A 19,470-nucleotide genomic window follows, 5' to 3' on the forward strand; every position below is an offset into this window, starting at 1 on the left:
CTCAGGTCACTGCGTTCTTGCGGTTGAATTCTTCGCGCTGCCACTCGCCCGCCTCCAGCACCTGCACAAGGTGCTCGACGGAGTTCCACACATCCTCGAAGCCGAGGTACAGGGGCGTGAAGCCGAATCGCAATATGTCGGGCATTTGCGAATCGCCTGCGCGGTAGTCGCCGATCACACCGCGCGCAATCAGCGCCTGCACGATCGCGTAGGCACCTTCGCTGCGGCTCAGGCATACCTGCGAGCCGCGGCGCGCATGTTCGCGCGGCGTGACGAGCGAAAGCCCCTGGCCCGCGCAGCGCTCTTCAACGAGCGCAATGAAAAGATCGGTGAGCGCGAGCGACTTGGCACGCAGTGCGGCCATGCCGCCCTTGCCGCCGTCGAATGCCTCGGCCGCAAGCACGGTGTCCAACCCGCATTCGAGCCCCGCCAGAGCGATGATCGGTTGCGTGCCGCAAAGGTAGCGGCCCACGCCCGGCGCTGGCCGGTAGTGCGGCGTGAATTCGAAAGGCGCCGCATGGCCCCACCAGCCCGACAACGGTTGCTCGAACTTGCCCGCATGCCGCGTATGAACCCACACGAAGGCCGGCGCGCCGGGGCCGCCGTTCAGGTACTTGTAGCCGCAGCCGATGGCGTAGTCGGCATTGCTTTCATTCAGCGCAACCGGTACGGCGCCTGCGGAGTGCGCCAAGTCCCACACCGTGAGGGCGCCTGCGGCGTGCGCTGCGGCGGTGGTGGCCTTCATGTCGTGCATGGCGCCAGTGCGGTAGTTCACGTGCGTGAGCATCAGCACGGCCACTTCGTCGGTCAGCACCGAGCCGGGGCCTTGCAGCTCGTTCGCTTCGATGAGCTTGAGCGTGAAGCCGCGCTCGCGGCACAGGGACTCGGCAATGTAGAGGTCGGTCGGAAAGTTGCTGCGCTCGCTGATCACCAGCTTGCGGCCGCTGTCCTTTTGCTGCGAAAGCGCCGCAAAGAGCACCTTGTAGAGATTGACCGAGGTGCTGTCGGTGCACACCACTTCGCCGGGTGCGGCGCCGATCAGCCGGGCCACCTTGTCGCCGAGGCGCTGCGGCAGGTCGAACCAGCTGGCCGTGTTCCACGAACGGATCAGGCCCTGGCCCCACTCCTCCGCAACGACCTGGGCGATGCGTGCCGGCGCGGCCTTGGGCAGCACGCCGAGCGAGTTGCCGTCGAGGTAGATCACGCCATCGGGCAGGGTGAATTGGTCGCGCAGCGAGCGCAGCGGGTCTTGCGCGTCTAGCGCGCGGCAGTCTTCAAGGGTCGTCATTGGGTGGGTTTCAGCGTGGAAGTTCGCGCAGCACGGCGCGAACGGGAGAGGCATCGGCGCTGACCAGCTTGAGCGGCAGCGCGATGAGTTCGTAGTCGCCTTCGGGCACGTCGTCGAGCACAAGGTTCTCGAGCACGCGCAGGTCGAGGCGGCGGATGCGCTGATGGCTTTCCAGCGTCTTGCTGTCGGCCGGGTCGATGCTGGCCGTGTCGATGCCGATGAGCTTCACGCCCATGGCCGCCAGGCGCTCGACGGTGGAAGGTGCATACGCTGCGAGCTGCGGGTCCCAATGGCCGACGGGCATGGTGGCATAGGTGCGCACCAGCACGCGCTGCGGCAACTGGCTGGTAATGGCGTGGGAGATGTGCTCCCATTCGATCAGCGGGCCCTTGGCGATGGCGTGAATCACGCGGCAAGTGCCCAGAAAGGGCGCAAGGTCGACTTGGCCGATGGTCTGGCCTTCGGGGTCGTAGTGCAGGGGCGCATCCGCATGCGCGCCGATGTGCGGCGAGAGCTTGATCTCGCTGACATTCACCGGGCAATCCGGCGAAATGGTTGCGGCCCATCGCTGCTGGTAGGGCGTGTCGCCGGGAAACACCGGCGCGCCTTCATGCACCGGCGGCGAAATGTCCCAGATGCGGGGTTGAGCTTGCAAAGAACGCATGGCGCAAAGTTAGCGCCGGGAGCGGGGTCGTGGTGTCGGTTATTTCCAACACACAACGTGACGAGATGATCGGCTCAGGAGAGCAGGGCTGGCAGCCCGTGCCTGGCGCGTGCGCGCTCGCAGGCGTCGCTGCCGGCTTGCAGCTCGTGGCACGGATTCGGCCGCCACTCGTAGATGCCGCAGGCTACCGACTGCCCGACCTTGCCGGTCAGCGCAGCGCAGCGCATCGGCGTGTGGTCGGTGCCGCGCATGCGGCACAGGGCGTCGTTCACTTCGACGGCAAGGCCCGAGGGCACCTTGCCGCCGTTGTCGTCGAGCTCGTGGACGCTGAAGTCGACGCGGTAGCTGGCGCAGCAGGCGCCGCATTGCTGGCAATGAGACACGCGGCCGCGCCTTCAGTTTTTTTCAGAGCCTGCCGAGCAGCAAGAATTCCATCAGCGCTTTTTGCGCATGGAGCCGGTTCTCGGCCTCGTCCCACACCACCGACTGCGGGCCGTCGATGACTTCGGCCTGCACTTCTTCTCCGCGGTGGGCGGGCAGGCAGTGCATGAAGAGGGCGTCGGGCTGGGCGACGCGCATCATGTCCTCGTCGACGCACCAGTCGGCAAAGGCCTTGCGGCGAGCCTCGTTCTCGGACTCGTAGCCCATGCTGGTCCAGACGTCGGTGGTGACAAGGTCGGCGCCGCGGCAGGCTTCCATCGGGTCCTTGAAGACCTCGTAGCTGTCGGCCGAACGGAGGCCCGCCACCGACTGGTCGACTTCGTAGCCGCTGGGCGTGCTCACATGCACCTTGAAGCCGAGGATCTCGCTCGCCTGCAGCCAGGTGTTGGCCATGTTGTTGCCGTCGCCCACCCAGGCCACCGTCTTCCCCTGGATCGAGCCGCGGTGCTCGATGTAGGTGAAGATGTCCGCAAGGATCTGGCAGGGATGGAACTCGTTGGTCAGGCCGTTGATCACCGGCACGCGCGAATGCGCCGCGAAAGTATCGATCTTGGTCTGCTCGTAGGTGCGGATCATCACCAGGTCGACCATGCGGCTGATCACCTTGGCGCTGTCCTCGATGGGCTCGGCGCGGCCAAGCTGGCTGTCGCCGGTGGTCAGGTGAACCACGCTGCCGCCCAATTGGTACATGCCCGCCTCGAAGCTCACGCGGGTGCGTGTGCTGGCCTTTTCGAAGATCATCGCCAGCGTGCGGTCGGTCAGCGGCTGGTGCTTTTCGTAGGTCTTGAACTTCTTCTTGATGATCGCCATGCGATCGAAAAGATAGGCGTACTCGTCGGCCGTGAAGTCCGAGAACTGCAGGTAGTGGCGGATGGCGTTGGGCGTGGCGGCGGTCGTCATTGCGCTGCTGGCTCCGACAGGAAGGTTTTCACGATGGGCGCGAGGATGGCGACGATTTCGTCGGCCTCGGCAATGCTCAGGATGAGCGGCGGCACGAGGCGGATCACCTTGTCGGCCGTCACGCTCAGCAGCAGGCCGGCATCGCAGGCGCGGTTCAGGATGACGCCGCAGGGCCGGTCGAGCTCGATGCCCAGCATCAGGCCCTGGCCGCGGATTTCCTTCACGCCGGGAAGGCCGCCGATTTCGCGCTGCAGCGCGCTCTTCAGGTGCTCGCCAACCGTGGCGGCGTTTTCGAGCAGCTTGTGCTCTTCCATGATGCGGATGGTCTCGATGCCGGCACGCATGGCGAGCGGATTGCCGCCGAAGGTGGTGCCGTGGTTGCCCGGGCCGAAGATGTTGGCGGCCTTGGGGCCGGCCACAACTGCGCCGATCGGCACGCCCGAGCCCAGGCCCTTGGCCAGCGGCATCACGTCGGGCTTGATGCCGGCCCACTGGTGCGCAAACCACTTGCCGGTGCGGCCCATGCCGCATTGCACTTCGTCGATCATCATGAGCCAGTCGCGCTCGTCGCACAGGGCGCGGACCTGCTTCAGGTACTCCCAGCGCATCGGGTTGATGCCGCCTTCGCCCTGGATGGTTTCGAAGAACACGGCCACCACGTTGGGGTTGCCTTCGGTGGCCTTCTTGAGTGCCTGGATGTCGTTCAGCGGCACGCGGATGAAGCCCTCGACCAGCGGACCGAAACCTGCCTGCACCTTCGGGTTGCCTGTGGCCGACAGGGTGGCGATGCTGCGGCCATGGAAGGCGGCCTCGTAAACCACGATTTCGGGCCGCTCGATGCCCTTGTCGTGGCCGAACTTGCGCGCGAGCTTCAGCGCGGCTTCGTTGGCCTCCAGGCCGGTGCAGCAGAAAAAGGCGTTGGTCAGGCCCGAAAGCTCGGTCAGCTTGGTGGCAAGCTGCTCCTGGCCGGGCACGTGGTAGTAGTTGGAGCTGTGGATCAGCTTGCTGATCTGGTCCTGCAGCGCCGGCACCAGCTCGGGGTGGTTGTGGCCCAGCGTGTTCACGGCAATGCCGCCAAGGCCGTCGAGGTACGCCTTGCCCGAGGTGTCCCAGACTCGGCAGCCCTGGCCGTGCGACAGCGCGATCGGCAGGCGACCGTAGGTGTTCATGACGTGGGGCGAGGTGGGCTGGGCGGTAGCGCTCATTCGGGTTCTCCAGATAGGGAACCGCGGATTCTAGGCGTCCGGTTCGACAGCTTCATTGAGGATTCCGCATTACAGCAATGCCCTTGGGCCGGGCAGCAAAGTGGCGCGGATAGAATCTCTTGCTGCACCGCAGCACCTGCCTGCGGGCGCCTCATTCAACGATGATTTCCCCCACTGCCAAAGAAATCTTCATCCAGGGCATCACCCATGATGGCCGGACTTTTCGCCCGAGCGACTGGGCCGAGCGGCTGGCCGGCGTCATGTGCTCTTTTCGTCCTGGGGGCGCCTATCCCGGAAGCCACCTGAGCTATTCGCCGTGGTGCGTTCCCACCACCATCAACGGCGTGAAGTGCGTGGTCGTGAACCGGGCCCTGCGCGATGCCGAGCCCATGGCCTGGGACTTCTGCGTCAATTTTGCGCGCGACAACGACCTGCAGGTGGCCGAGGCTTGCCTGGTTCCCGACGCGCCCGGCGCACCGCCCAAGACCTGAGCCGGCCGGCCCTGCTTTTTCCACAAAGCGATCGCCCATGAAAAAACCGCCCGAAGGCGGTTTTTTACACTTTGCTGCAGCGCACCCCGATCAAACGGCGGACCGGAGAATTCCGATCCGGGCTTGCCTGACAGGTGTCAGGCGGCTGCCTTTTCAGGCGCGAGGGCGAGGGCCTTGACCTTCGCCGACAGGCGGCTCTTGTCGCGAGCTGCCTTGTTCTTGTGGAAGATGCCCTTGTCGGCGACGGTGTCGACGATGCTCTGGGCCTTCGCGAAGAGTTCGCTTGCCTTGGTCTTGTCGCCGGCCAGAACGGCCTTTTCGACGTTCTTCACGGCGGTGCGGTATTTGGAGCGCAGCGAGGTGTTCGCAGCGTTGAGCTTGGTGTCCTGGCGGACGCGCTTACGGCCGGAGGCGAGGCGCGGGTTCTTTTTCTTGGGCTTGGCGGATGCCATGATTTAGTTCCTTAGGTGTCTGAGGATGATGCAGCAAAGCCCTCCATTATAGGCCGGGTTGGGTTTTTCGCCGAATCGGGGGCTTGCCGGGCCCTACACTCGCCCCGTGTCACTGCTCAAATCCGCCTCCACCGTTTCCCTTCTGACGCTCGCATCGCGGATCACGGGCCTCGTGCGCGACGTGCTTTTTGCCTCGGTGTTCGGCGTCAGCGCCCTGACCGACGCCTTCAACGTCGCCTTTCGCATTCCCAACCTGTTCCGGCGGGTTTTCGGCGAAGGCGCTTTCAGCCAGGCTTTTGTTCCGGTGCTGGCCGGGCACAAGACCGAGGCCGGTGAAGAGGGCGCCAAGGCGCTGATCGACCATGTGGCCACGCTGCTCACCTGGGCGCTGGTGCTTGTGTGCGCGGCCGGCGTGGTCGGAGCGCCCTGGCTGGTGTGGGCCATGGCCAGCGGGTTGGAGGGCTTCGACGCGGCCGTGGTCATGACGCGCTGGATGTTCCCCTACATCGGCTTCATGTCGCTCGTGGCGCTGGCGGGCGGGGTGCTGAACACGTGGCGCAAGTTCGCGGTGCCGGCCGCCTCGCCCGTGCTGCTCAATCTTTCATTGATTCTTGCCATCACAGTCGGTGCGCCGCTTTTCAGGCGCTACGGCATCGAGCCGATCTATGCGCAGTGCGCCGGGGTGCTGCTCGGCGGCGTGCTGCAGCTGGCGCTGCAGGTGCCCGCGCTGCGCGCGCTGGGCCTGATGCCGCGCATCGGCGCGAGCTTTGGCGCACTGCGCGCCGCCTGGACCGACCCGACCACGCGCAAGGTGCTGAAGCTCATGCTGCCCGCCTTGCTGGGCGTGAGCGTGGCGCAGATTTCGCTGCTCATCAATACGCAGATCGCCTCTCACCTTGCCACCGGAAGCGTCACCTGGGTGGTCAATGCCGACAGGCTGATGGAGTTTCCCACCGCGATGCTCGGCGTTGCGCTTGGCGTGGTGCTGATGCCGCAGCTGGCCGGCGCGCGCGCCGCCAAGGACGACGAGCGTTATTCTGCCCTGCTCGACTGGGGCCTGCGGCTGGTGGTGCTGCTCTCGGCGCCGTGCGCCATTGCGCTACTGCTGTTTTCGCAGCCGCTGGTCGCGGTGCTTTTCCACAACGGGGCCTACGGTGCCGAAGACGTGAAGCGCACCACGCTGGCATTGATGGGCTACGGTGTGGGGCTGGTCGGCATCGTGGCCATCAAGGTGCTTGCGCCGGGCTATTACGCCAGATACGACATGCGCACGCCGGTGATCATTGCCGTGTCGGTGCTGGTGCTGACCCAGTTGCTCAATGTCTTTCTGGTGCCGGTGCTGCAGCACGCCGCACTCACGCTGACCATCGGCCTTGGCGCGGTGGTCAACGCCATCTGGCTGCTGGTGGGCTTGATCCGGCGCGGCAGCTACAAGCCGGAGCCGGGCTGGGGCAAGTTCATCCTGCAGGTGGCGGCGGCCACGCTGGTGCTGGCCGCCTTGCTGGCCTGGGGCTCGTACTATTTCGACTGGATCGGCCTGCGTGCACAGCGCTTGCACCGCATCGCCCTGCTTGCAGCGTTGATTGCTGGCGCCGGGCTGCTGTACTTTGCGGTGCTGGCTGCGGTGGGCGTGCGGCTGCGCAGTTTCATGCGCCGCTAGAGCAAGACGGAACAGATTCCGACAGCAAGGGCCAGGCCGGCACCACCGCTGCGGCAGCGGGTGTTTTCGTATTGCGCAAGCTGAAAACACCGCCTTGACGCTCCCCGAATGCTCCTCTACAAAGACACATGACGTTCAGCTTTCAGGTTCCCACGGCACTGGCGTATTTCGAGTCGCTGGTGCAGAGCGACGACCACTTTCCGCTGCTCGAGGCAGCCGCCAGCCTTGCGCAGGACGAATACCCCGACCTCGACGTGCAGCAGGTGCTCGGCGATGTCGATCAGCTGCTGGCCCGCCTCAAGCGCCGGCTGCCCGCAGACGCCGCGCCGCTTGCCCGGCTGCGCGCGCTCAACCAGTTCTTCTTCAACGACCTGAACTTCGGCGGCAACGTCAACGACTACTACGACCCCGACAACAGCTACCTGAACGCCGTCCTGCGCACGCGCCGCGGCATCCCCATTTCGCTGGCGGTGCTGTGGATGGAACTCGCGCAGGGCCTGGGCCTGCAGGCGCGCGGCATCGGTTTTCCGGGGCACTTCATGCTCAAGGTCACGCTGCCGAAGGGGCAGGTGGTCATCGATCCCTTCACCGGCAAGTCGCTCTCGCGCGAAGAACTCGGCGAGCGGCTCGAGCCGTACAAGCGCAGCAACGGGCTGGTCGGCGATTTCGACGTGCCGCTGGGCCTTTATCTCCAGCCGGCCAGCTCGCGCGAAATCATCGGCCGCATGCTGCGCAACCTGAAGGAAGTGCACCGCGCCCAGGAAGACTGGCAACGGGCCATTGCCGTGCAGGACCGCCTCATTGCGCTGCTGCCCACCGCCTGGGGCGAGTACCGCGACCGCGGCATCGCACATGCCGAGCAGGGCAACACCGCCGCCGCGGTGCGCGACCTGGAAACCTACCTGGAGCATGCGGAAGACGCGCTGGACGTCGACGTCATCGCGGAGCGGGTGGCCGCCTTGCGCCGAGCGGCCAACTGATGAGCGCCCGGAACGGCGTTGCCGACGCCTCCGATCTCGGCACGCTTCACGAATTCCATGGCGTGCAGCCGGTGCTGCCGGTGTCCGACGTGACCCGCGCCGCGCGCTGGTTTCGGGACATATTGGGTTTCGAGCTCGACTTCATCGCCGGCGAGCCGCCCAGCTATGCGCGGGTAAAAAAGGGCGACCGAACCTATGGCGATCCGGTCTACCTGCGCCTGTGGCAGTGCAACACGCGAGACGCCGTGCCTTGGCGCGGCGAAATCGTGATCCACGTGGGCAAGGACATCGACGGGTTGCACGCCGCTTACGTGAAGCGCGGCGTCACCATCGTCGAACCTCCCACGTCGCAGCCCTGGGGCCTGCGTGAATTCGCGATCCGCGAACCCGACGGACATGTCCTCCGCTTTTGCGGCTATCTGCCCTGAATTCCTGATACATAAAATTACAAATGGAGCGGCGCCAACGTGTCGATCCGGCTTCCGCTCGTCCGACGTGTGAACAGGAGCGCGCAGTTTTCAACGCCTCCGGCTTCATTCAACAACCTTCAGGAGAAACGACATGCGATTCATGGTTCTGGTCAAGGCGAACAAGGATTCCGAAGCGGGCGTGATGCCCAGCACCGAAGTGCTCACGGCCATGGGCAAGTTCAACGAGGAGCTGGTCAAGGCCGGCGTGCTGCTGGCAGGCGAAGGGTTGCATCCTTCCTCCAAGGGCGCGCGCGTGCGCTGCGAAGGCCTGAAGCGAACGGTGATCGACGGCCCCTTTGCCGAGACGAAGGAGCTGCTGGCGGGCTTCTGGCTGCTCCAGGTCAAGTCGAAGGAAGAAGCCATCGAATGGATCAAGCGCAGCCCGTTCCAGGAGGGCGAGATCGAGATCCGCCAGGTGTTCGAGGCTTCCGATTTCGGCGACTCCATGACACCCGAGCTGCTGGCGCAGGAAGACCGCCTGCGCGCCGAGACCGAAGCCCGTACCAAGACCGGCAACTGAACAAAACCGCATCAGGAGACCTGCCATGCGCTTCATGTTGCTGATGATTCCCCACGGCTACGAAACCGCCGCCCCCGGCACCATTCCAGACGACGTCGAGGCAGTCGGGGCCATGATGGCCTACAACGAGTCGATGCAGAAAGCCGGCATCCTGATCAGCTGCGACGGCCTGCACCCGCCCTCGATGGGCGCGCGCGTGAGCTTTCCGGGCCGCAAGCCCAAGGTGGTGGACGGCCCCTTTGCCGAAGCCAAGGAAGTGCTCGGCGGCTACTGGATCATCGACGTGCCTTCGCGCGCCGATGCCATCGAGTGGGCCACCCGCTGCCCCGGCGGCGAGAACGAGGTCATCGAAGTCCGCCAGATCCAGGAAATTGCCGACTACCCGCCCGACGTGCAGGCCTTGACCACCGAGCTGGCGTCGATGCAGGCCCTCAAGAGATAGGCCTTCATGGCTCAGTCTTCCCGCGCCAGCCGGATGCCCACCAGCGTGTAGCGTGTGTCCGGTGCGTTCCAGTTGCGGTAGGCCGCGCGGGCATAAAAGGCCCAGGTGTGCCACGAGCCGCCGCGGCGCACCCGCACTTGGCCATCGGCGGGGCCCTGCGGGTCGTCGACTGGCGACTGCGCGTAGTATTTATCGCCATGCCAATCGGCCACCCACTCCCACGCATTGCCGTGCATGTCGTAGAGGCCCCAGGGGTTCGGCGCAAAGCTGCCGACCGGCGCGGTGAAGGCGTAGCCATCGTCGCCGTCCATCGCCATGGGTTGCCAACGTGGCCAGTACCGGGCGCTGTTGGCATCGAACACGTTGGCCGCGCCCAGCAGCGACCGGGGTTCGTCACCCGGGCTGTAGCGGCTGCGGGTGCCGGCGCGGCACGCGTACTCCCATTCGGCCTCGGTGGGCAGCCTGTAGCGGCGGCCTTCGGTCTTGCTCAGCCATGCAGCCAGCGCCGTGGCGTCGTTCCAGGTGACGTTGACCACCGGGTGGTCGTCGCCTTGCGCAAAGCCCGGGTTGCGCCACGAATAGCGTGGGTCGCGACCCTCGAAGGCATCGCCGCGCTGGGTAGTGGCCGGGTCGTAGTCGGCGCGCCAGCCGTAGCCGCCGGTTCGGTCGGCCACCGACTCGGGCATGTAGCCCGAGGCTTCGATGAAGCGCCGGAACTGGCCGACCGTGACTTCGTGCTGGCCCATCCAGAACGGGCGCGTGATGCGCACCCGGTGAACCGGTCCTTCGTCGTCCAGTTGCGTGAATCGCGCTTTCGGCAATTGCGGAAAGGCGCGCGCCAGCGATTCGGGCGCCTCGTCGCTGCCCATCAGGAACTCGCCGGCCGGCAGCCTGACGAAAGCCATGCCGAGGCTGTTGCGTTCCACTTCAGCGGCGTGGGCGGCGCCGAAGACCATGGCCAGGATCAGGAGGCAGCGCTTCATGTGCGCATGCTAGGGCAAGCAATGGACAAAGGGGAAGCGCGCACATGAACAGTGGCGGCAACCATGAAGCGGTGCATCGCACCATCGAGGCCGTGTGGCGCATCGAGTCGGCAAAGATCATTGCAACCGTCGCGCGCATGGTGCGCGACGTAGGGCTGGCGGAAGAGTTGGCCCAGGACGCGCTGGTTACTGCACTCGAACAGTGGCCAGAATCGGGTGTGCCGGACAATCCGGCCGCCTGGCTCACCGCGGTGGCCAAGCGCCGGGCGCTCGACCGCCTGCGCCATGGCCAATTGGCCGAGCGCAAGGCGCCCGAGATCGGCCGCGAACTCGACGCGCGGCATGAAATGGCCCAAGCCGATTTTGCGGAAGCAGTGGATGCGGCCATCGACGACGACATAGGCGATGACCTGCTGCGCCTGGTGTTTACCGCCTGCCACCCGGTGCTTTCGACCGAAGCGCGCGTGGCGCTCACGCTACGCCTGATGGGCGGCCTCACGACCGATGAAATTGCCCGAGCCTTTCTCGTGCCCGAGGCCACCGTGGCGCAACGCATCGTGCGGGCCAAGCGCACGTTGCTCGAAGCGCGGGTGCCCTTCGAAGTGCCGCGCCGGCACGAACTTCAGGCGCGGCTCGCCTCGGTATTGGAAGTGCTCTATCTCATCTTCAACGAAGGCTATTCGGCCACGGCCGGTGACGACTGGATGCGGCCTGCGCTCTGCGACGAAGCCATGCGCCTGGGGCGCATCGTGGCCGAGCTGATGCCGGACGCCTCGGAGGTGCACGGCCTCGTGGCGCTGATGGAAATCCAGGCGTCGCGCACGGCCGCACGCATGGGGCCGTCGGGTGAACCGGTGTTGCTGCTCGAGCAGAACCGCGCGCGCTGGGACCAGATGCTCATCCGCCGCGGCCTGGCCGGACTGGCTCGCGCGGAGGCGCTGGGCGGCGCGCTCGGCCCCTATGCGCTGCAGGCCGCCATCGCGGCTTGCCACGGCCGTGCGCGCACCGCGGAAGAGACAGATTGGCCCCGCATCGCCGCGCTGTACGACGCACTGGCCGAGCTGTCGCCATCGCCCATCGTCGAGCTGAACCGCGCCGTTGCGCTTTCGATGGCCTTCGGGCCAGCCGCGGGGCTGGAAGTGGTCGATGCGCTTGTGAACGAGCCGGCATTGCAGGGCTACCACCTGCTGCCGACCGTGCGAGGCGACCTGCTTTACAAGCTCGGCCGCCGCGACGAGGCGCGCAGGGAGTTCGACCGCGCGGCGTCGCTCACGCGCAATACGCGCGAGAAAACCTTGCTGCTGGCGCGCGCCCGCGCCTGTACTTCGCCGGAAAGCTGAGCTTGGCGCCCCTCCGGGTCAGGCCTTCGACAGCGTTGCGGTGGCCGAGGGCGAGCCCGGCAGCCCAAACTGGTGCCATGCGCGCCGCAGTTGCGTGTCCGAACCGAAGCCCGAAATTTCCGCCGCCCGCGTCACACTGGCGCCCGAGGCCAGCGCGAGCTGCGCCGCCGCCAGCCGCAGCCGCCGCAGATAGGCCAGCGGCGCCACGCCCGCGTGCTCCACGAACAGCCGCGTCAGGTGCCGCGCCGAGGTGTGCGCCACCTCCGCCATGCGAGGCACGCTCCAGTCGGCCTGCGGCCGCTCGCTGACGGCGTCCTGCACACGGTGCAGGGCAGCGTGCAGATGGTTCCGGTAGGCCAGAAAGGGCGAAAGCTCCGGGTCGTGCGGACCGCGCCGCTGCGCCACCACCATTGTCTGTGCCACCTGGGCCGCGAGGGCTTCTCCGCACACGCCCGCAATGCGGTGCAGCACCAGGTCGATGCCGGTCGTGACGCCTGCGCTGCTGTAGACCGGCGGGTCGATCACGAACACGCGGTTGGCGACCACGTCGCAGCGCGGCTCCACGGCGCGCAACTCGTCCAGGTGATGGTGGTGCGTGGTGGCGCGACGGCCGGAAAGCGCACCTGCATGCGCCGCCAGCAAGGCACCGGCGCAGACGGTGATCAGCTCGAGCCTGCCCGGCTCGAAGCGCTGGCCGCGCAGCCAGTGCAGCAGGTCTTGCGTCTCGGGGTTGTCGATCGGAATGAAGTCACCTGGCAGCCCGACCAGCACCACCCACGCAGGGCCATGCCACTGCACCGGCAACGGCGCAAGGTTGGCAAGCGCGACACCCACCGAGCCGACCGAGGTGGGCCGCGGACTCGCGAATTCGATCTCGAAGCGCTCGGGCCGGCCCGCGGCACGCAGCCGCTGGTTCGCGATGCGCAACGCCTCGGCGGGGCCGGCCCAGTCGAGCACCAGGCTGCCCGGCAGCAGCACGAACACTACGCGGATGGATGGTTGCCGGAGTTCCATGCGTAGTCCATCTGGCGCGCCGTGCGTTCGGCCAGCGCGCGGCCGGCCAGCCGCTCGACCAGGTACAGGCTCATGTCGACGCCTGCGCTGATGCCCGCGGAGCTGACGATGCGGCCACTGTCGATCCAGCGTTCGCCCTCGCGCACATCCAGAAGCGGAAACTGTTCGCGCAAGTCCGCGATGTCTTCCCAATGGGTGGTGACGGCCTCGCGCGTGACCACGCCGCTTTTTGCGAGCAGGAACACGCCGGTGCAAACCGAGGCGACCAGCTGTGCGCCGGCTGCGCATTCGGCAATCCAGCGCAGGGTGGCAGGGCTTGCCATCGGCGCATCGACCACGCCGCCGGGCACGATCAACACGTCGGGCCTGGGGCTGTCGGCCAAGGCGTGGTCGGCGAGCAGGCGCAAGCCGGCGCGCGCCTGCACGGGGTGGCCTGCGCTTGCGAGTGCCACGGAAGCGACCTCGAACGGGGCCTGCGTCCCGGGGTCGAGGCGCTGGCTTACGCGGCTTGCCGTGGTGAACACTTCGAAGGGGCCGGCAAAGTCCAGCGCCTCGACCCCGTCATAGGCGAGGATTTGCACGCGCAACGTCATGCGGCCACCCCTTCGGTGGATGTGGCACCGGCGCGTTCGAGCGCCTGCGCCACGCTGCAGACGGTGGCAAACCGGCCGTCCAGCACCGCAGCGGTGCGGGCCTTGATGTCGGCCGCCGCAAGCGTGCGGCCATCGGGCTGCACCATGTCGAAGGTCAGCGTGGCATCGGTCACATAGTCGACCTCCCAGCCCAGGTCGGACGCATGGCGCGTGGTGGTCTCGCAGCATTGCTCGGTGCGGATGCCGCTCACGATAAGCCGGCCGATGCCCTGCTGCGTGAGCCAGATGTCGAGCCCGCTGTTGACCAGGGCGCTGTGGCGATGCTTGGTAAAGGTGGCAGCGGCCTCGAATGCCGCCAATCCTTCGATTGGCCGCACCAAGCCCGATTCGACGGCGAAGGGGTGGCTTGCAACGGCCGGCTCGTCGACGTGGAAGACGCGCACGATCGGCACGCCGGCGGCCATGCAGCCTTCGATCAGCGCATTCTGGGCGACGAAATAGGGGCGGGCAACATCTTCGGACCAGTAGGCGCGCTGGCGGAATGATTCCTGCGCATCGATCACTATCAGACACGATTTCATGGATATGGGCTCGAAAGGCGGAGTGAATGATGCCGCCTATTCTTGGGCGCCGCCAGCCCGCAGTCCGCGCCGAAGCGGACCAGAACCGATCAAATCAGGACATCGGAGCTAGACCAGGCCGGCAGCCTGCAGCTCTTTCTTGAGGTAAGCGTAGAAAAGCGGCGCCGCCACCAGCCCGGCCGGGCCGAACACCGCCTCGGCCACGAACATCACCGCCAGCAGCTCCCATACCCGCATCTGCGTTCGGCTTCCGACCACCTTCGCGTTGATCACGTATTCGGCCTTGTGAATGATGATCAGGAACACCAGGCAGGCCAGGGCCGTAACGGGCGACACCGACAGCGCCACCAGCGTGATGACCGAATTGCAGACAAGGTTGCCCACGATGGGCACCAGGCCCGCCACGAAGGTCAGCGTGATGAGCGCCGGCGTGTAGGGCAGATGAGGGCTCCAGAGCGGCATCAGGAACAGCAGGAAGATGGCGGTCAGCAGGGTGTTGAACGCCGCAATCCAGAACTGCGCCGCAACGATCTGGCCGAAGGCTTCGCCAAAAATGGTGATGCGCCGGTACAGCTGCGCAGAAAGCGGCCGGCGCTGCAGCGGGGGCGGTGCAATGGCGGCCAGCCCGCCCACGATGAGGCCCACGTAGGCGAACAGCAGCCCACCCAGCCAGGCCCGCCCGGCCAGAGCCAGCGAGCCGGCCTGCGCCCGCAGGTAGTTGGCCACCACGCGCTGCACTTCAGCCGCACCTTCGGGGAGGTACACCGCAATTTCCGGCGGCAGCTTGAGCCGCAGTTCCAGCACTGTACGGGCCGTGTAGTCGAGCAGTTCGCGGTACTGGTCGGGTGCGTCCAGGATGTACTCGCGCGCCTGCGACAGCCCCAGCGAGATCAGCGCAATGGGCGCCAGCAGCACCAGAGTGACCGCCAGGATGCGCGCCAGCACATCGCCGCGGCCCGGCTGCAGCCCGAGCCGCGCAAGACCGGCGCCGATGAGGCGTGCGAACCATCGCGTGGCCAGAAAGCCGATGCACACGCACAGCAGCCCTGGCAGCAGGTGCTGCCACATCACCAGCAGCAGCGCGGCCGGCATCAGCAGATAGCTGGCCAGCACCACGTTGCGCGAGGCGGGCTGGGGCTTGGTGTCGATGTTGACGACGAGCGGTTTGGCCATCAGGGTCCGGGTGCTGCGCTTGCTGCGAGCCTCGGAGAGGGGATCAGCCGACCACCACCGCGGCGCCGGTGCCGCGTTCGGCGATGGTGCCGATCTCGTACACCGCTTCGCCGGCCGTGCGCAGCGTGGCAGCGCACGCGGCAGCCTCGGCCGCGTCGATCACCACCACCATGCCGATGCCGTTGTTGAAGGTGCGGTTCATCTCGATGTCTCCGATGCCGGCCACCTTCTGCAGCCAGGCAAAGAGCTCGGTCTGCGGCCAGCTGCCCTTCTTGAGGTGGGCGGCCGTGCCTTCGGGCAGCACGCGCGGAATGTTCTCGAGCAGCCCGCCGCCGGTAATGTGGGCCAGCGCCTTGATCGGGTGCTTGGCCAGCGCCTCGAGCACCGGCTTCACATAGAGGTGGGTGGGTTCCATCACGGCCTGGCGGAAGGGCTTGCCGTCGAGCGTGGCGGGCAGGTCTGCGCCGGCGCGTTCGATCACCTTGCGCACCAGGCTGAAGCCGTTGGAATGCACGCCGGCCGAGGCCAGGCCCAGCACCACGTCGCCGGGCTTGACGTTCTGGCCGGTGAGGATTTTCGATTTTTCGACCGCGCCGACCGCAAAGCCCGCCAGGTCGTACTCGCCGGCCGGGTACATGCCAGGCATTTCGGCGGTTTCGCCGCCGATCAGCGCGCAGCCCGAGATTTCGCAGCCGCGGGCAATGCCGCCGATCACGGCCGCGGCCGTGTCCACGTCGAGCTTGCCGCAGGCGAAGTAGTCGAGGAAGAACAAGGGCTCGGCGCCTTGCACCAGCACGTCGTTGACGCTCATGGCCACCAGGTCGATGCCCACGGTGTCGTGCATGTTCCATTCGAAGGCCAGCTTGAGCTTGGTGCCCACGCCGTCGGTGCCGCTCACCAGCACCGGCTCCTTGTAGCGCTTGGGCACCTCGAACAGGGCGCCGAAGCCGCCGATGCCGGCCAGCACGCCTTCGCGCAGGGTCTTCTTGGCCAGGGGCTTGATGCGGTCGACCAGGGCGTCGCCGGCATCGATATCGACACCGGCATCCTTGTAGCTGAGCGGGGTGGGCGTAGGGGAAGTCATGGTCGGACGGTGTCGAGAAAGGGACGGGAAGGAGGCGAAGAGGTGGAGGCGCCGGCAACCGAAGCGGCCGGGCCGATAGAATTCCTCACGATTTTAAGGGCCCCAGCGGCCCCTTCCATGAACCTTCCCGGGATGAAACAGCTCGCGCTCGATATCGGCATTGCGACGGGCCCCAGCTTCGACGCTTTTTTTGCCGGCCCAAACGAGGCGGCGCTGCGGCACCTGCAACTGTGGGTGGGCGGCGCCGGCAATTCGGTGCCGCACTCTCCTGTGCCTACCTATCTATGGGGCGAAGGCGGCAGCGGCAAGACCCATCTGCTCGAATCGGTGCGTGTCGCACTGCGCGAGCAGGGCGCGAGCGTGGGCTGGCTGCACGCCGGCCTGCTGGAGCCGCCCGAGTTCGACGAGCGCTGGGGCGCCGTGCTGCTCGACGACGTGCACCTCTACACCGCCGTGCAGCAGCACGCGGCCTTCAACTGGTTTGTCAATGCACAAACCCTGCAGCGCGGGGTGGTGGCCGCCGGGGCACTGCCGCCGGCAGACCTGGCGCTGCGCGAAGACCTTCGCACCCGGCTCGGGTGGGGCCATGTGTTCCACCTGCAGGTGCTGAGCGAAAGCGAGCGCCGCGCGGTGCTGCGCCAGGCGGCCGATGCGCGAGGCGTCATGCTGTCGGACGATGTGCTCGACTACATGCTGCACCGCTTCAGCCGCGACCTGGGCAGCCTGATGGAGCTGCTCACGCAGCTCGACGGCTATGCCCTGCAGACACAGCGCGCGATCACGATCCCGCTGATCCGATCCATGCTCGAAAACGAATAAGAAGAGCTTCAACCAACAATGATCAAGAAATTCATCGACAAGCTGCTCGGCAAATCGGCCGGCGGCGCGCAGGGCAAGAGCCGCTTCGGCAAGCGCCAGGAGGTGCCTGCGGAGGTTCACAAGATCGATCCGGCCCTGGTCGACGAACGCGCGAAAAACGTGGTTACCACGCTCCAGCAGGCGGGTTACGAGGCCTACGTGGTGGGCGGCGCGGTGCGCGACCTGCTGCTGGGCCTGCGACCGAAGGACTTCGACGTGGCCACCAATGCCACGCCGGAGCAGGTCAAGTCGCTTTTCCGGCGCGCCTTCATCATCGGACGGCGCTTTCGCATCGTGCACGTGGTGTACGGCCGGGGCCGCGAGCATGAGGTCATCGAGGTCTCGACCTTCCGCGCCTACATGGACAACGCCGCCGCCGAGCAGGTGGCCGGCAACGAGCGCACCAGCAAGGGCGAACTTGCGAGCATGAAGCATGCGGTGGACGCCAGCGGCCGCGTGCTGCGCGACAACGTGTGGGGCCCGCAGGAAGAAGACGCGGCCCGCCGCGACTTCACGGTGAACGCCATGTACTACGACCCGGCCAACCAGATCGTGGTCGACTATCACAACGGCATCAAGGACGCGCAGAAGCTCACCCTGCGCATGATCGGCGACCCCGCCACGCGCTACCGCGAAGACCCGGTGCGCATCATTCGCGCCATCCGCTTCTCGGCCAAGCTCGCGGCACTGGGCTTCAAGATGGAAGCCAAGACGGCGGCCCCGCTGGTCGAGTCGAGCAAGCTGCTGGCCGACGTGCCGCAAAGCCGGCTGTTCGACGAAATGCTCAAGCTGCTGCAAACCGGCCACGCCATTGCCACTGTCGAGCAACTGCGCAAGCTGGGCCTTGTCACCGGCATCTATCCGCTGCTCGACGTGGTGGTGGAGCGCGCCGACTCCCCTTTCGTGAAGGCCGCCCTGCAGGACACCGACCGGCGCGTGGGCGAAGGCAAGCCCGTGGCGCCCAGCTTCCTGCTGGCCTGCGTGCTGTGGGCCGATGTGCGCGATGGCTGGGCACAGCGCATCGAAGGCCGGCACGGCCAGCGCCCGCAGCCGCCGTTTCCGGCGCTGCAAGACGCCATCGACGACGTGTTCAACGCCCGCATCGGCGACGTATCGGGCCGCGGCAAGCTCGCCGGTGACATGCGCGAGATCTGGATGATGCAGCCGCGCTTCGACAAGCGCACCGGCTCCACCCCCTACAGCCTGGTCGAGCAGGCGCGTTTTCGCGCCGCCTTCGACTTCATGCGGTTGCGCGCCGACGTGGGCGAGGTCAGCGAGGCCATTGCCGAATGGTGGCAGGAGTTCAGCACCGCCGACGACCTGCGCCGGCAAGACCTGCTGGAGCAGGTGCGCGACGAACAAAAGACCCGGCAGCGTGTGCGCACGCGCGACCCCGTGGCGGCAAAGCCCCGCGGCGAGGCGGCGGCGCGCCAGCGGCAGGACGGCTCCGATCAGCGGCAGGCCGACGACGAGGCGGAGACTGAAGTCGAAGCCGGTGCCGTGCCGCCCGACGGCGAAGCGGCCGCGCCGCGCAAGCGCCGCCGTCGCCGCAAGCCCCGAACCGGAGGTGGTGGCGGCGAGGGCGGCGGGAGCGCCGCGGCCGAATGAGCGCACCAAACCGGCCGAAGGACGGCAAGAAGAGCGGCGGCGGCGATCGTGCGCCCTCGCGCGGCGGCCCGTCGCCCAGGCCCACGAGCGGGCCCGCGCCCGCGCGGCGCGCGCCCAGCCGGCCTTCGGGCAAGGTGGCGTTCGGAAGCCCTGCCGCTCGCCGCATGCGCGAGGACTATCCGACCGTTCAGGCCTTCGTCGCCATCGGCGCCAACCTGGGCGACGCCCAGGCCGCCGTGAAAGCGGCAATGGACGCCATCGGCGCCATCGAGCGCACCGTGGTCACGGCGCGTTCGTCGCTTTACCGCAGCGCGCCGGTCGATGCCACCGGGCCTGACTTCATCAACGCCGTGGTTGCCGTCCGGACCGGGCTCACCGCCGAGGCGTTCCTGTCCGAGCTGCATCTGCTCGAAGAGCAGGCCGGCCGCGAGCGGCCTTTTCCCAATGCACCGCGCACGCTCGATCTCGACCTGCTGATGCATGGCAATGCAATCAAGGACAGCCCCGCGCTGACCCTGCCGCACCCCCGCATGCGCGACCGCGCCTTCGTGTTGAAGCCGCTTGCCGAAATTGCGCCCGACAAGGTGCCGCGCGCGGCGCTCGCCAGGGTGTCTTCTCAGGTCATCGAGCGAATTCGCGACTGAGCGCAGGGAAGGGGCTGGAGCCCCGTGGAATGGGCGCCTTTGCTCCGCCCATTACACTTGCGCGGTTTTTCATGACGTT

General features: G+C 66.9%; 22 protein-coding genes. 10 read left to right on the forward strand and 12 right to left on the reverse strand.

Going from position 1 to position 19,470, the window contains the following annotated elements; genetic code table 11:
* Position 1: 1 nt before the first annotated feature.
* The 5 genes from kynU to QHG62_RS04480 form a co-directional block, all read right to left on the reverse strand.
* On the reverse strand, positions 2 to 1,288 hold the full coding sequence (gene kynU, locus QHG62_RS04460) for a kynureninase (protein WP_281149637.1): 1,287 nt from the start codon (positions 1,286 to 1,288) through the stop codon (positions 2 to 4).
* A 10-nt stretch (positions 1,289 to 1,298) separates the two neighbouring features.
* Positions 1,299 to 1,952 (reverse strand): arylformamidase, encoded by a 654-nt coding sequence (gene kynB, locus QHG62_RS04465; protein ID WP_281149638.1) that lies wholly within the window; start codon positions 1,950 to 1,952, stop codon positions 1,299 to 1,301.
* A 74-nt stretch (positions 1,953 to 2,026) separates the two neighbouring features.
* Positions 2,027 to 2,335, reverse strand: a complete 309-nt coding sequence (locus QHG62_RS04470; RefSeq protein WP_281149639.1) for a YkgJ family cysteine cluster protein — start codon at positions 2,333 to 2,335, stop codon at positions 2,027 to 2,029.
* 22 nt (positions 2,336 to 2,357) lie between these two features.
* On the reverse strand, positions 2,358 to 3,293 hold the full coding sequence (argF, locus tag QHG62_RS04475; RefSeq protein WP_281149640.1) for an ornithine carbamoyltransferase: 936 nt from the start codon (positions 3,291 to 3,293) through the stop codon (positions 2,358 to 2,360).
* Entirely contained in the window at positions 3,290 to 4,498 is a 1,209-nt protein-coding gene (locus tag QHG62_RS04480; RefSeq protein WP_281149641.1) for an aspartate aminotransferase family protein, read from the reverse strand. The genes argF and QHG62_RS04480 overlap by 4 nt, the downstream gene beginning before the upstream one ends.
* A gap of 161 nt (positions 4,499 to 4,659) precedes the next feature.
* On the opposite strand from QHG62_RS04480, the gene QHG62_RS04485 reads away from it, so the two are divergent.
* Positions 4,660 to 4,989, forward strand: a complete 330-nt coding sequence (locus QHG62_RS04485) for a DUF3579 domain-containing protein (RefSeq protein WP_258504825.1) — start codon at positions 4,660 to 4,662, stop codon at positions 4,987 to 4,989.
* A gap of 137 nt (positions 4,990 to 5,126) precedes the next feature.
* Here QHG62_RS04485 and rpsT read toward each other — a convergent pair whose 3' ends face one another.
* Positions 5,127 to 5,441 carry a 30S ribosomal protein S20 gene (gene rpsT, locus QHG62_RS04490; RefSeq protein ID WP_007831346.1) on the reverse strand — a complete coding sequence of 105 codons (315 nt, stop codon included), beginning with the start codon at positions 5,439 to 5,441 and terminating at the stop codon, positions 5,127 to 5,129.
* A gap of 106 nt (positions 5,442 to 5,547) precedes the next feature.
* Here rpsT and murJ point away from each other — a divergent pair, with 106 nt between their 5' ends.
* The 5 genes from murJ (at position 5,548) to QHG62_RS04515 (ending at position 9,513) form a co-directional block, all read left to right on the forward strand.
* Positions 5,548 to 7,101: a murein biosynthesis integral membrane protein MurJ gene (gene murJ / locus QHG62_RS04495; RefSeq protein ID WP_281149643.1), complete on the forward strand. Its 1,554-nt coding sequence runs from the start codon at positions 5,548 to 5,550 to the stop codon at positions 7,099 to 7,101.
* 128 nt (positions 7,102 to 7,229) lie between these two features.
* On the forward strand, positions 7,230 to 8,081 hold the full coding sequence (locus QHG62_RS04500; RefSeq protein WP_157612858.1) for a SirB1 family protein: 852 nt from the start codon (positions 7,230 to 7,232) through the stop codon (positions 8,079 to 8,081).
* Positions 8,081 to 8,509 carry a bleomycin resistance protein gene (locus QHG62_RS04505; protein WP_281149644.1) on the forward strand — a complete coding sequence of 143 codons (429 nt, stop codon included), beginning with the start codon at positions 8,081 to 8,083 and terminating at the stop codon, positions 8,507 to 8,509. Before QHG62_RS04500 ends, QHG62_RS04505 begins: the two co-directional genes overlap by 1 nt.
* Positions 8,510 to 8,642: 133 nt before the next feature.
* On the forward strand, positions 8,643 to 9,071 hold the full coding sequence (locus tag QHG62_RS04510; RefSeq protein WP_281149645.1) for a YciI family protein: 429 nt from the start codon (positions 8,643 to 8,645) through the stop codon (positions 9,069 to 9,071).
* A 25-nt stretch (positions 9,072 to 9,096) separates the two neighbouring features.
* Complete coding sequence (locus tag QHG62_RS04515; protein WP_281149646.1) at positions 9,097 to 9,513, forward strand: YciI family protein; 417 nt, start codon at positions 9,097 to 9,099, stop codon at positions 9,511 to 9,513.
* Positions 9,514 to 9,524: 11 nt separating this feature from the next.
* Here the strand turns inward: QHG62_RS04515 and QHG62_RS04520 are convergent, their stop codons facing one another.
* The gene (locus QHG62_RS04520; RefSeq protein WP_281149647.1) at positions 9,525 to 10,496 is read right to left on the reverse strand and encodes a formylglycine-generating enzyme family protein; all 972 of its coding nucleotides are present in this window, start codon (positions 10,494 to 10,496) and stop codon (positions 9,525 to 9,527) included.
* Positions 10,497 to 10,540: 44 nt separating this feature from the next.
* On the opposite strand from QHG62_RS04520, the gene QHG62_RS04525 reads away from it, so the two are divergent.
* Positions 10,541 to 11,836: an RNA polymerase sigma factor gene (locus QHG62_RS04525; RefSeq protein ID WP_281149648.1), complete on the forward strand. Its 1,296-nt coding sequence runs from the start codon at positions 10,541 to 10,543 to the stop codon at positions 11,834 to 11,836.
* Positions 11,837 to 11,854: 18 nt separating this feature from the next.
* Here the strand turns inward: QHG62_RS04525 and QHG62_RS04530 are convergent, their stop codons facing one another.
* The 5 genes from QHG62_RS04530 to purM all read right to left on the reverse strand — a co-directional run bounded on the left by QHG62_RS04530 (position 11,855) and on the right by purM (position 16,281).
* Positions 11,855 to 12,850 (reverse strand): GlxA family transcriptional regulator, encoded by a 996-nt coding sequence (locus tag QHG62_RS04530; RefSeq protein ID WP_281149649.1) that lies wholly within the window; start codon positions 12,848 to 12,850, stop codon positions 11,855 to 11,857.
* On the reverse strand, positions 12,820 to 13,443 hold the full coding sequence (locus tag QHG62_RS04535; RefSeq protein WP_281149650.1) for a DJ-1/PfpI family protein: 624 nt from the start codon (positions 13,441 to 13,443) through the stop codon (positions 12,820 to 12,822). The genes QHG62_RS04530 and QHG62_RS04535 overlap by 31 nt, the downstream gene beginning before the upstream one ends.
* Complete coding sequence (locus QHG62_RS04540; RefSeq protein ID WP_281149651.1) at positions 13,440 to 14,024, reverse strand: isochorismatase family protein; 585 nt, start codon at positions 14,022 to 14,024, stop codon at positions 13,440 to 13,442. Before QHG62_RS04540 ends, QHG62_RS04535 begins: the two co-directional genes overlap by 4 nt.
* A gap of 108 nt (positions 14,025 to 14,132) precedes the next feature.
* Complete coding sequence (locus tag QHG62_RS04545) at positions 14,133 to 15,197, reverse strand: AI-2E family transporter (RefSeq protein ID WP_281149652.1); 1,065 nt, start codon at positions 15,195 to 15,197, stop codon at positions 14,133 to 14,135.
* Positions 15,198 to 15,240: 43 nt separating this feature from the next.
* The gene (purM, locus tag QHG62_RS04550) at positions 15,241 to 16,281 is read right to left on the reverse strand and encodes a phosphoribosylformylglycinamidine cyclo-ligase (RefSeq protein ID WP_281149653.1); all 1,041 of its coding nucleotides are present in this window, start codon (positions 16,279 to 16,281) and stop codon (positions 15,241 to 15,243) included.
* 132 nt (positions 16,282 to 16,413) lie between these two features.
* On the opposite strand from purM, the gene hda reads away from it, so the two are divergent.
* Genes hda through folK form a run of 3 tightly spaced genes read left to right on the forward strand, consistent with a single transcriptional unit; the run spans position 16,414 to position 19,391 of the window.
* A complete protein-coding gene (gene hda, locus QHG62_RS04555) occupies positions 16,414 to 17,100 on the forward strand; it encodes a DnaA regulatory inactivator Hda (RefSeq protein ID WP_281149654.1) in 687 nt (228 codons plus the stop codon).
* Between the two features lie 18 nt (positions 17,101 to 17,118).
* Entirely contained in the window at positions 17,119 to 18,747 is a 1,629-nt protein-coding gene (gene pcnB, locus QHG62_RS04560; protein WP_281149655.1) for a polynucleotide adenylyltransferase PcnB, read from the forward strand.
* Positions 18,744 to 19,391: a 2-amino-4-hydroxy-6-hydroxymethyldihydropteridine diphosphokinase gene (folK, locus tag QHG62_RS04565; protein WP_348638681.1), complete on the forward strand. Its 648-nt coding sequence runs from the start codon at positions 18,744 to 18,746 to the stop codon at positions 19,389 to 19,391. Before pcnB ends, folK begins: the two co-directional genes overlap by 4 nt.
* The last annotated feature ends 79 nt before the right edge of the window (positions 19,392 to 19,470 follow it).

This window comes from Variovorax paradoxus (assembly GCF_029919115.1).
Taxonomy (GTDB): Bacteria; Pseudomonadota; Gammaproteobacteria; order Burkholderiales; family Burkholderiaceae_C; genus Variovorax; species Variovorax paradoxus_O.

What these genes read in the sequence shown, in the direction of transcription:
- QHG62_RS04520 (WP_281149647.1), bottom strand. Translation starts at nt 10,496, where the DNA reads ATGAAGCGCTGCCTCCTGATCCTGGCCATGGTCTTCGGCGCCGCCCAC.
- QHG62_RS04545 (WP_281149652.1), bottom strand. Translation starts at nt 15,197, where the DNA reads ATGGCCAAACCGCTCGTCGTCAACATCGACACCAAGCCCCAGCCCGCC.
- QHG62_RS04480 (WP_281149641.1), bottom strand. Translation starts at nt 4,498, where the DNA reads ATGAGCGCTACCGCCCAGCCCACCTCGCCCCACGTCATGAACACCTAC.
- QHG62_RS04535 (WP_281149650.1), bottom strand. Translation starts at nt 13,443, where the DNA reads ATGACGTTGCGCGTGCAAATCCTCGCCTATGACGGGGTCGAGGCGCTG.
- QHG62_RS04510 (WP_281149645.1), top strand. Translation starts at nt 8,643, where the DNA reads ATGCGATTCATGGTTCTGGTCAAGGCGAACAAGGATTCCGAAGCGGGC.
- hda (WP_281149654.1), top strand. Translation starts at nt 16,414, where the DNA reads ATGAAACAGCTCGCGCTCGATATCGGCATTGCGACGGGCCCCAGCTTC.
- kynU (WP_281149637.1), bottom strand. Translation starts at nt 1,288, where the DNA reads ATGACGACCCTTGAAGACTGCCGCGCGCTAGACGCGCAAGACCCGCTG.
- folK (WP_348638681.1), top strand. Translation starts at nt 18,744, where the DNA reads ATGAGCGCACCAAACCGGCCGAAGGACGGCAAGAAGAGCGGCGGCGGC.
- QHG62_RS04525 (WP_281149648.1), top strand. Translation starts at nt 10,541, where the DNA reads ATGAACAGTGGCGGCAACCATGAAGCGGTGCATCGCACCATCGAGGCC.
- purM (WP_281149653.1), bottom strand. Translation starts at nt 16,281, where the DNA reads ATGACTTCCCCTACGCCCACCCCGCTCAGCTACAAGGATGCCGGTGTC.
- rpsT (WP_007831346.1), bottom strand. Translation starts at nt 5,441, where the DNA reads ATGGCATCCGCCAAGCCCAAGAAAAAGAACCCGCGCCTCGCCTCCGGC.
- QHG62_RS04530 (WP_281149649.1), bottom strand. Translation starts at nt 12,850, where the DNA reads ATGGAACTCCGGCAACCATCCATCCGCGTAGTGTTCGTGCTGCTGCCG.
- argF (WP_281149640.1), bottom strand. Translation starts at nt 3,293, where the DNA reads ATGACGACCGCCGCCACGCCCAACGCCATCCGCCACTACCTGCAGTTC.
- QHG62_RS04485 (WP_258504825.1), top strand. Translation starts at nt 4,660, where the DNA reads ATGATTTCCCCCACTGCCAAAGAAATCTTCATCCAGGGCATCACCCAT.
- QHG62_RS04505 (WP_281149644.1), top strand. Translation starts at nt 8,081, where the DNA reads ATGAGCGCCCGGAACGGCGTTGCCGACGCCTCCGATCTCGGCACGCTT.
- QHG62_RS04515 (WP_281149646.1), top strand. Translation starts at nt 9,097, where the DNA reads ATGCGCTTCATGTTGCTGATGATTCCCCACGGCTACGAAACCGCCGCC.
- kynB (WP_281149638.1), bottom strand. Translation starts at nt 1,952, where the DNA reads ATGCGTTCTTTGCAAGCTCAACCCCGCATCTGGGACATTTCGCCGCCG.
- QHG62_RS04500 (WP_157612858.1), top strand. Translation starts at nt 7,230, where the DNA reads ATGACGTTCAGCTTTCAGGTTCCCACGGCACTGGCGTATTTCGAGTCG.
- pcnB (WP_281149655.1), top strand. Translation starts at nt 17,119, where the DNA reads ATGATCAAGAAATTCATCGACAAGCTGCTCGGCAAATCGGCCGGCGGC.
- QHG62_RS04540 (WP_281149651.1), bottom strand. Translation starts at nt 14,024, where the DNA reads ATGAAATCGTGTCTGATAGTGATCGATGCGCAGGAATCATTCCGCCAG.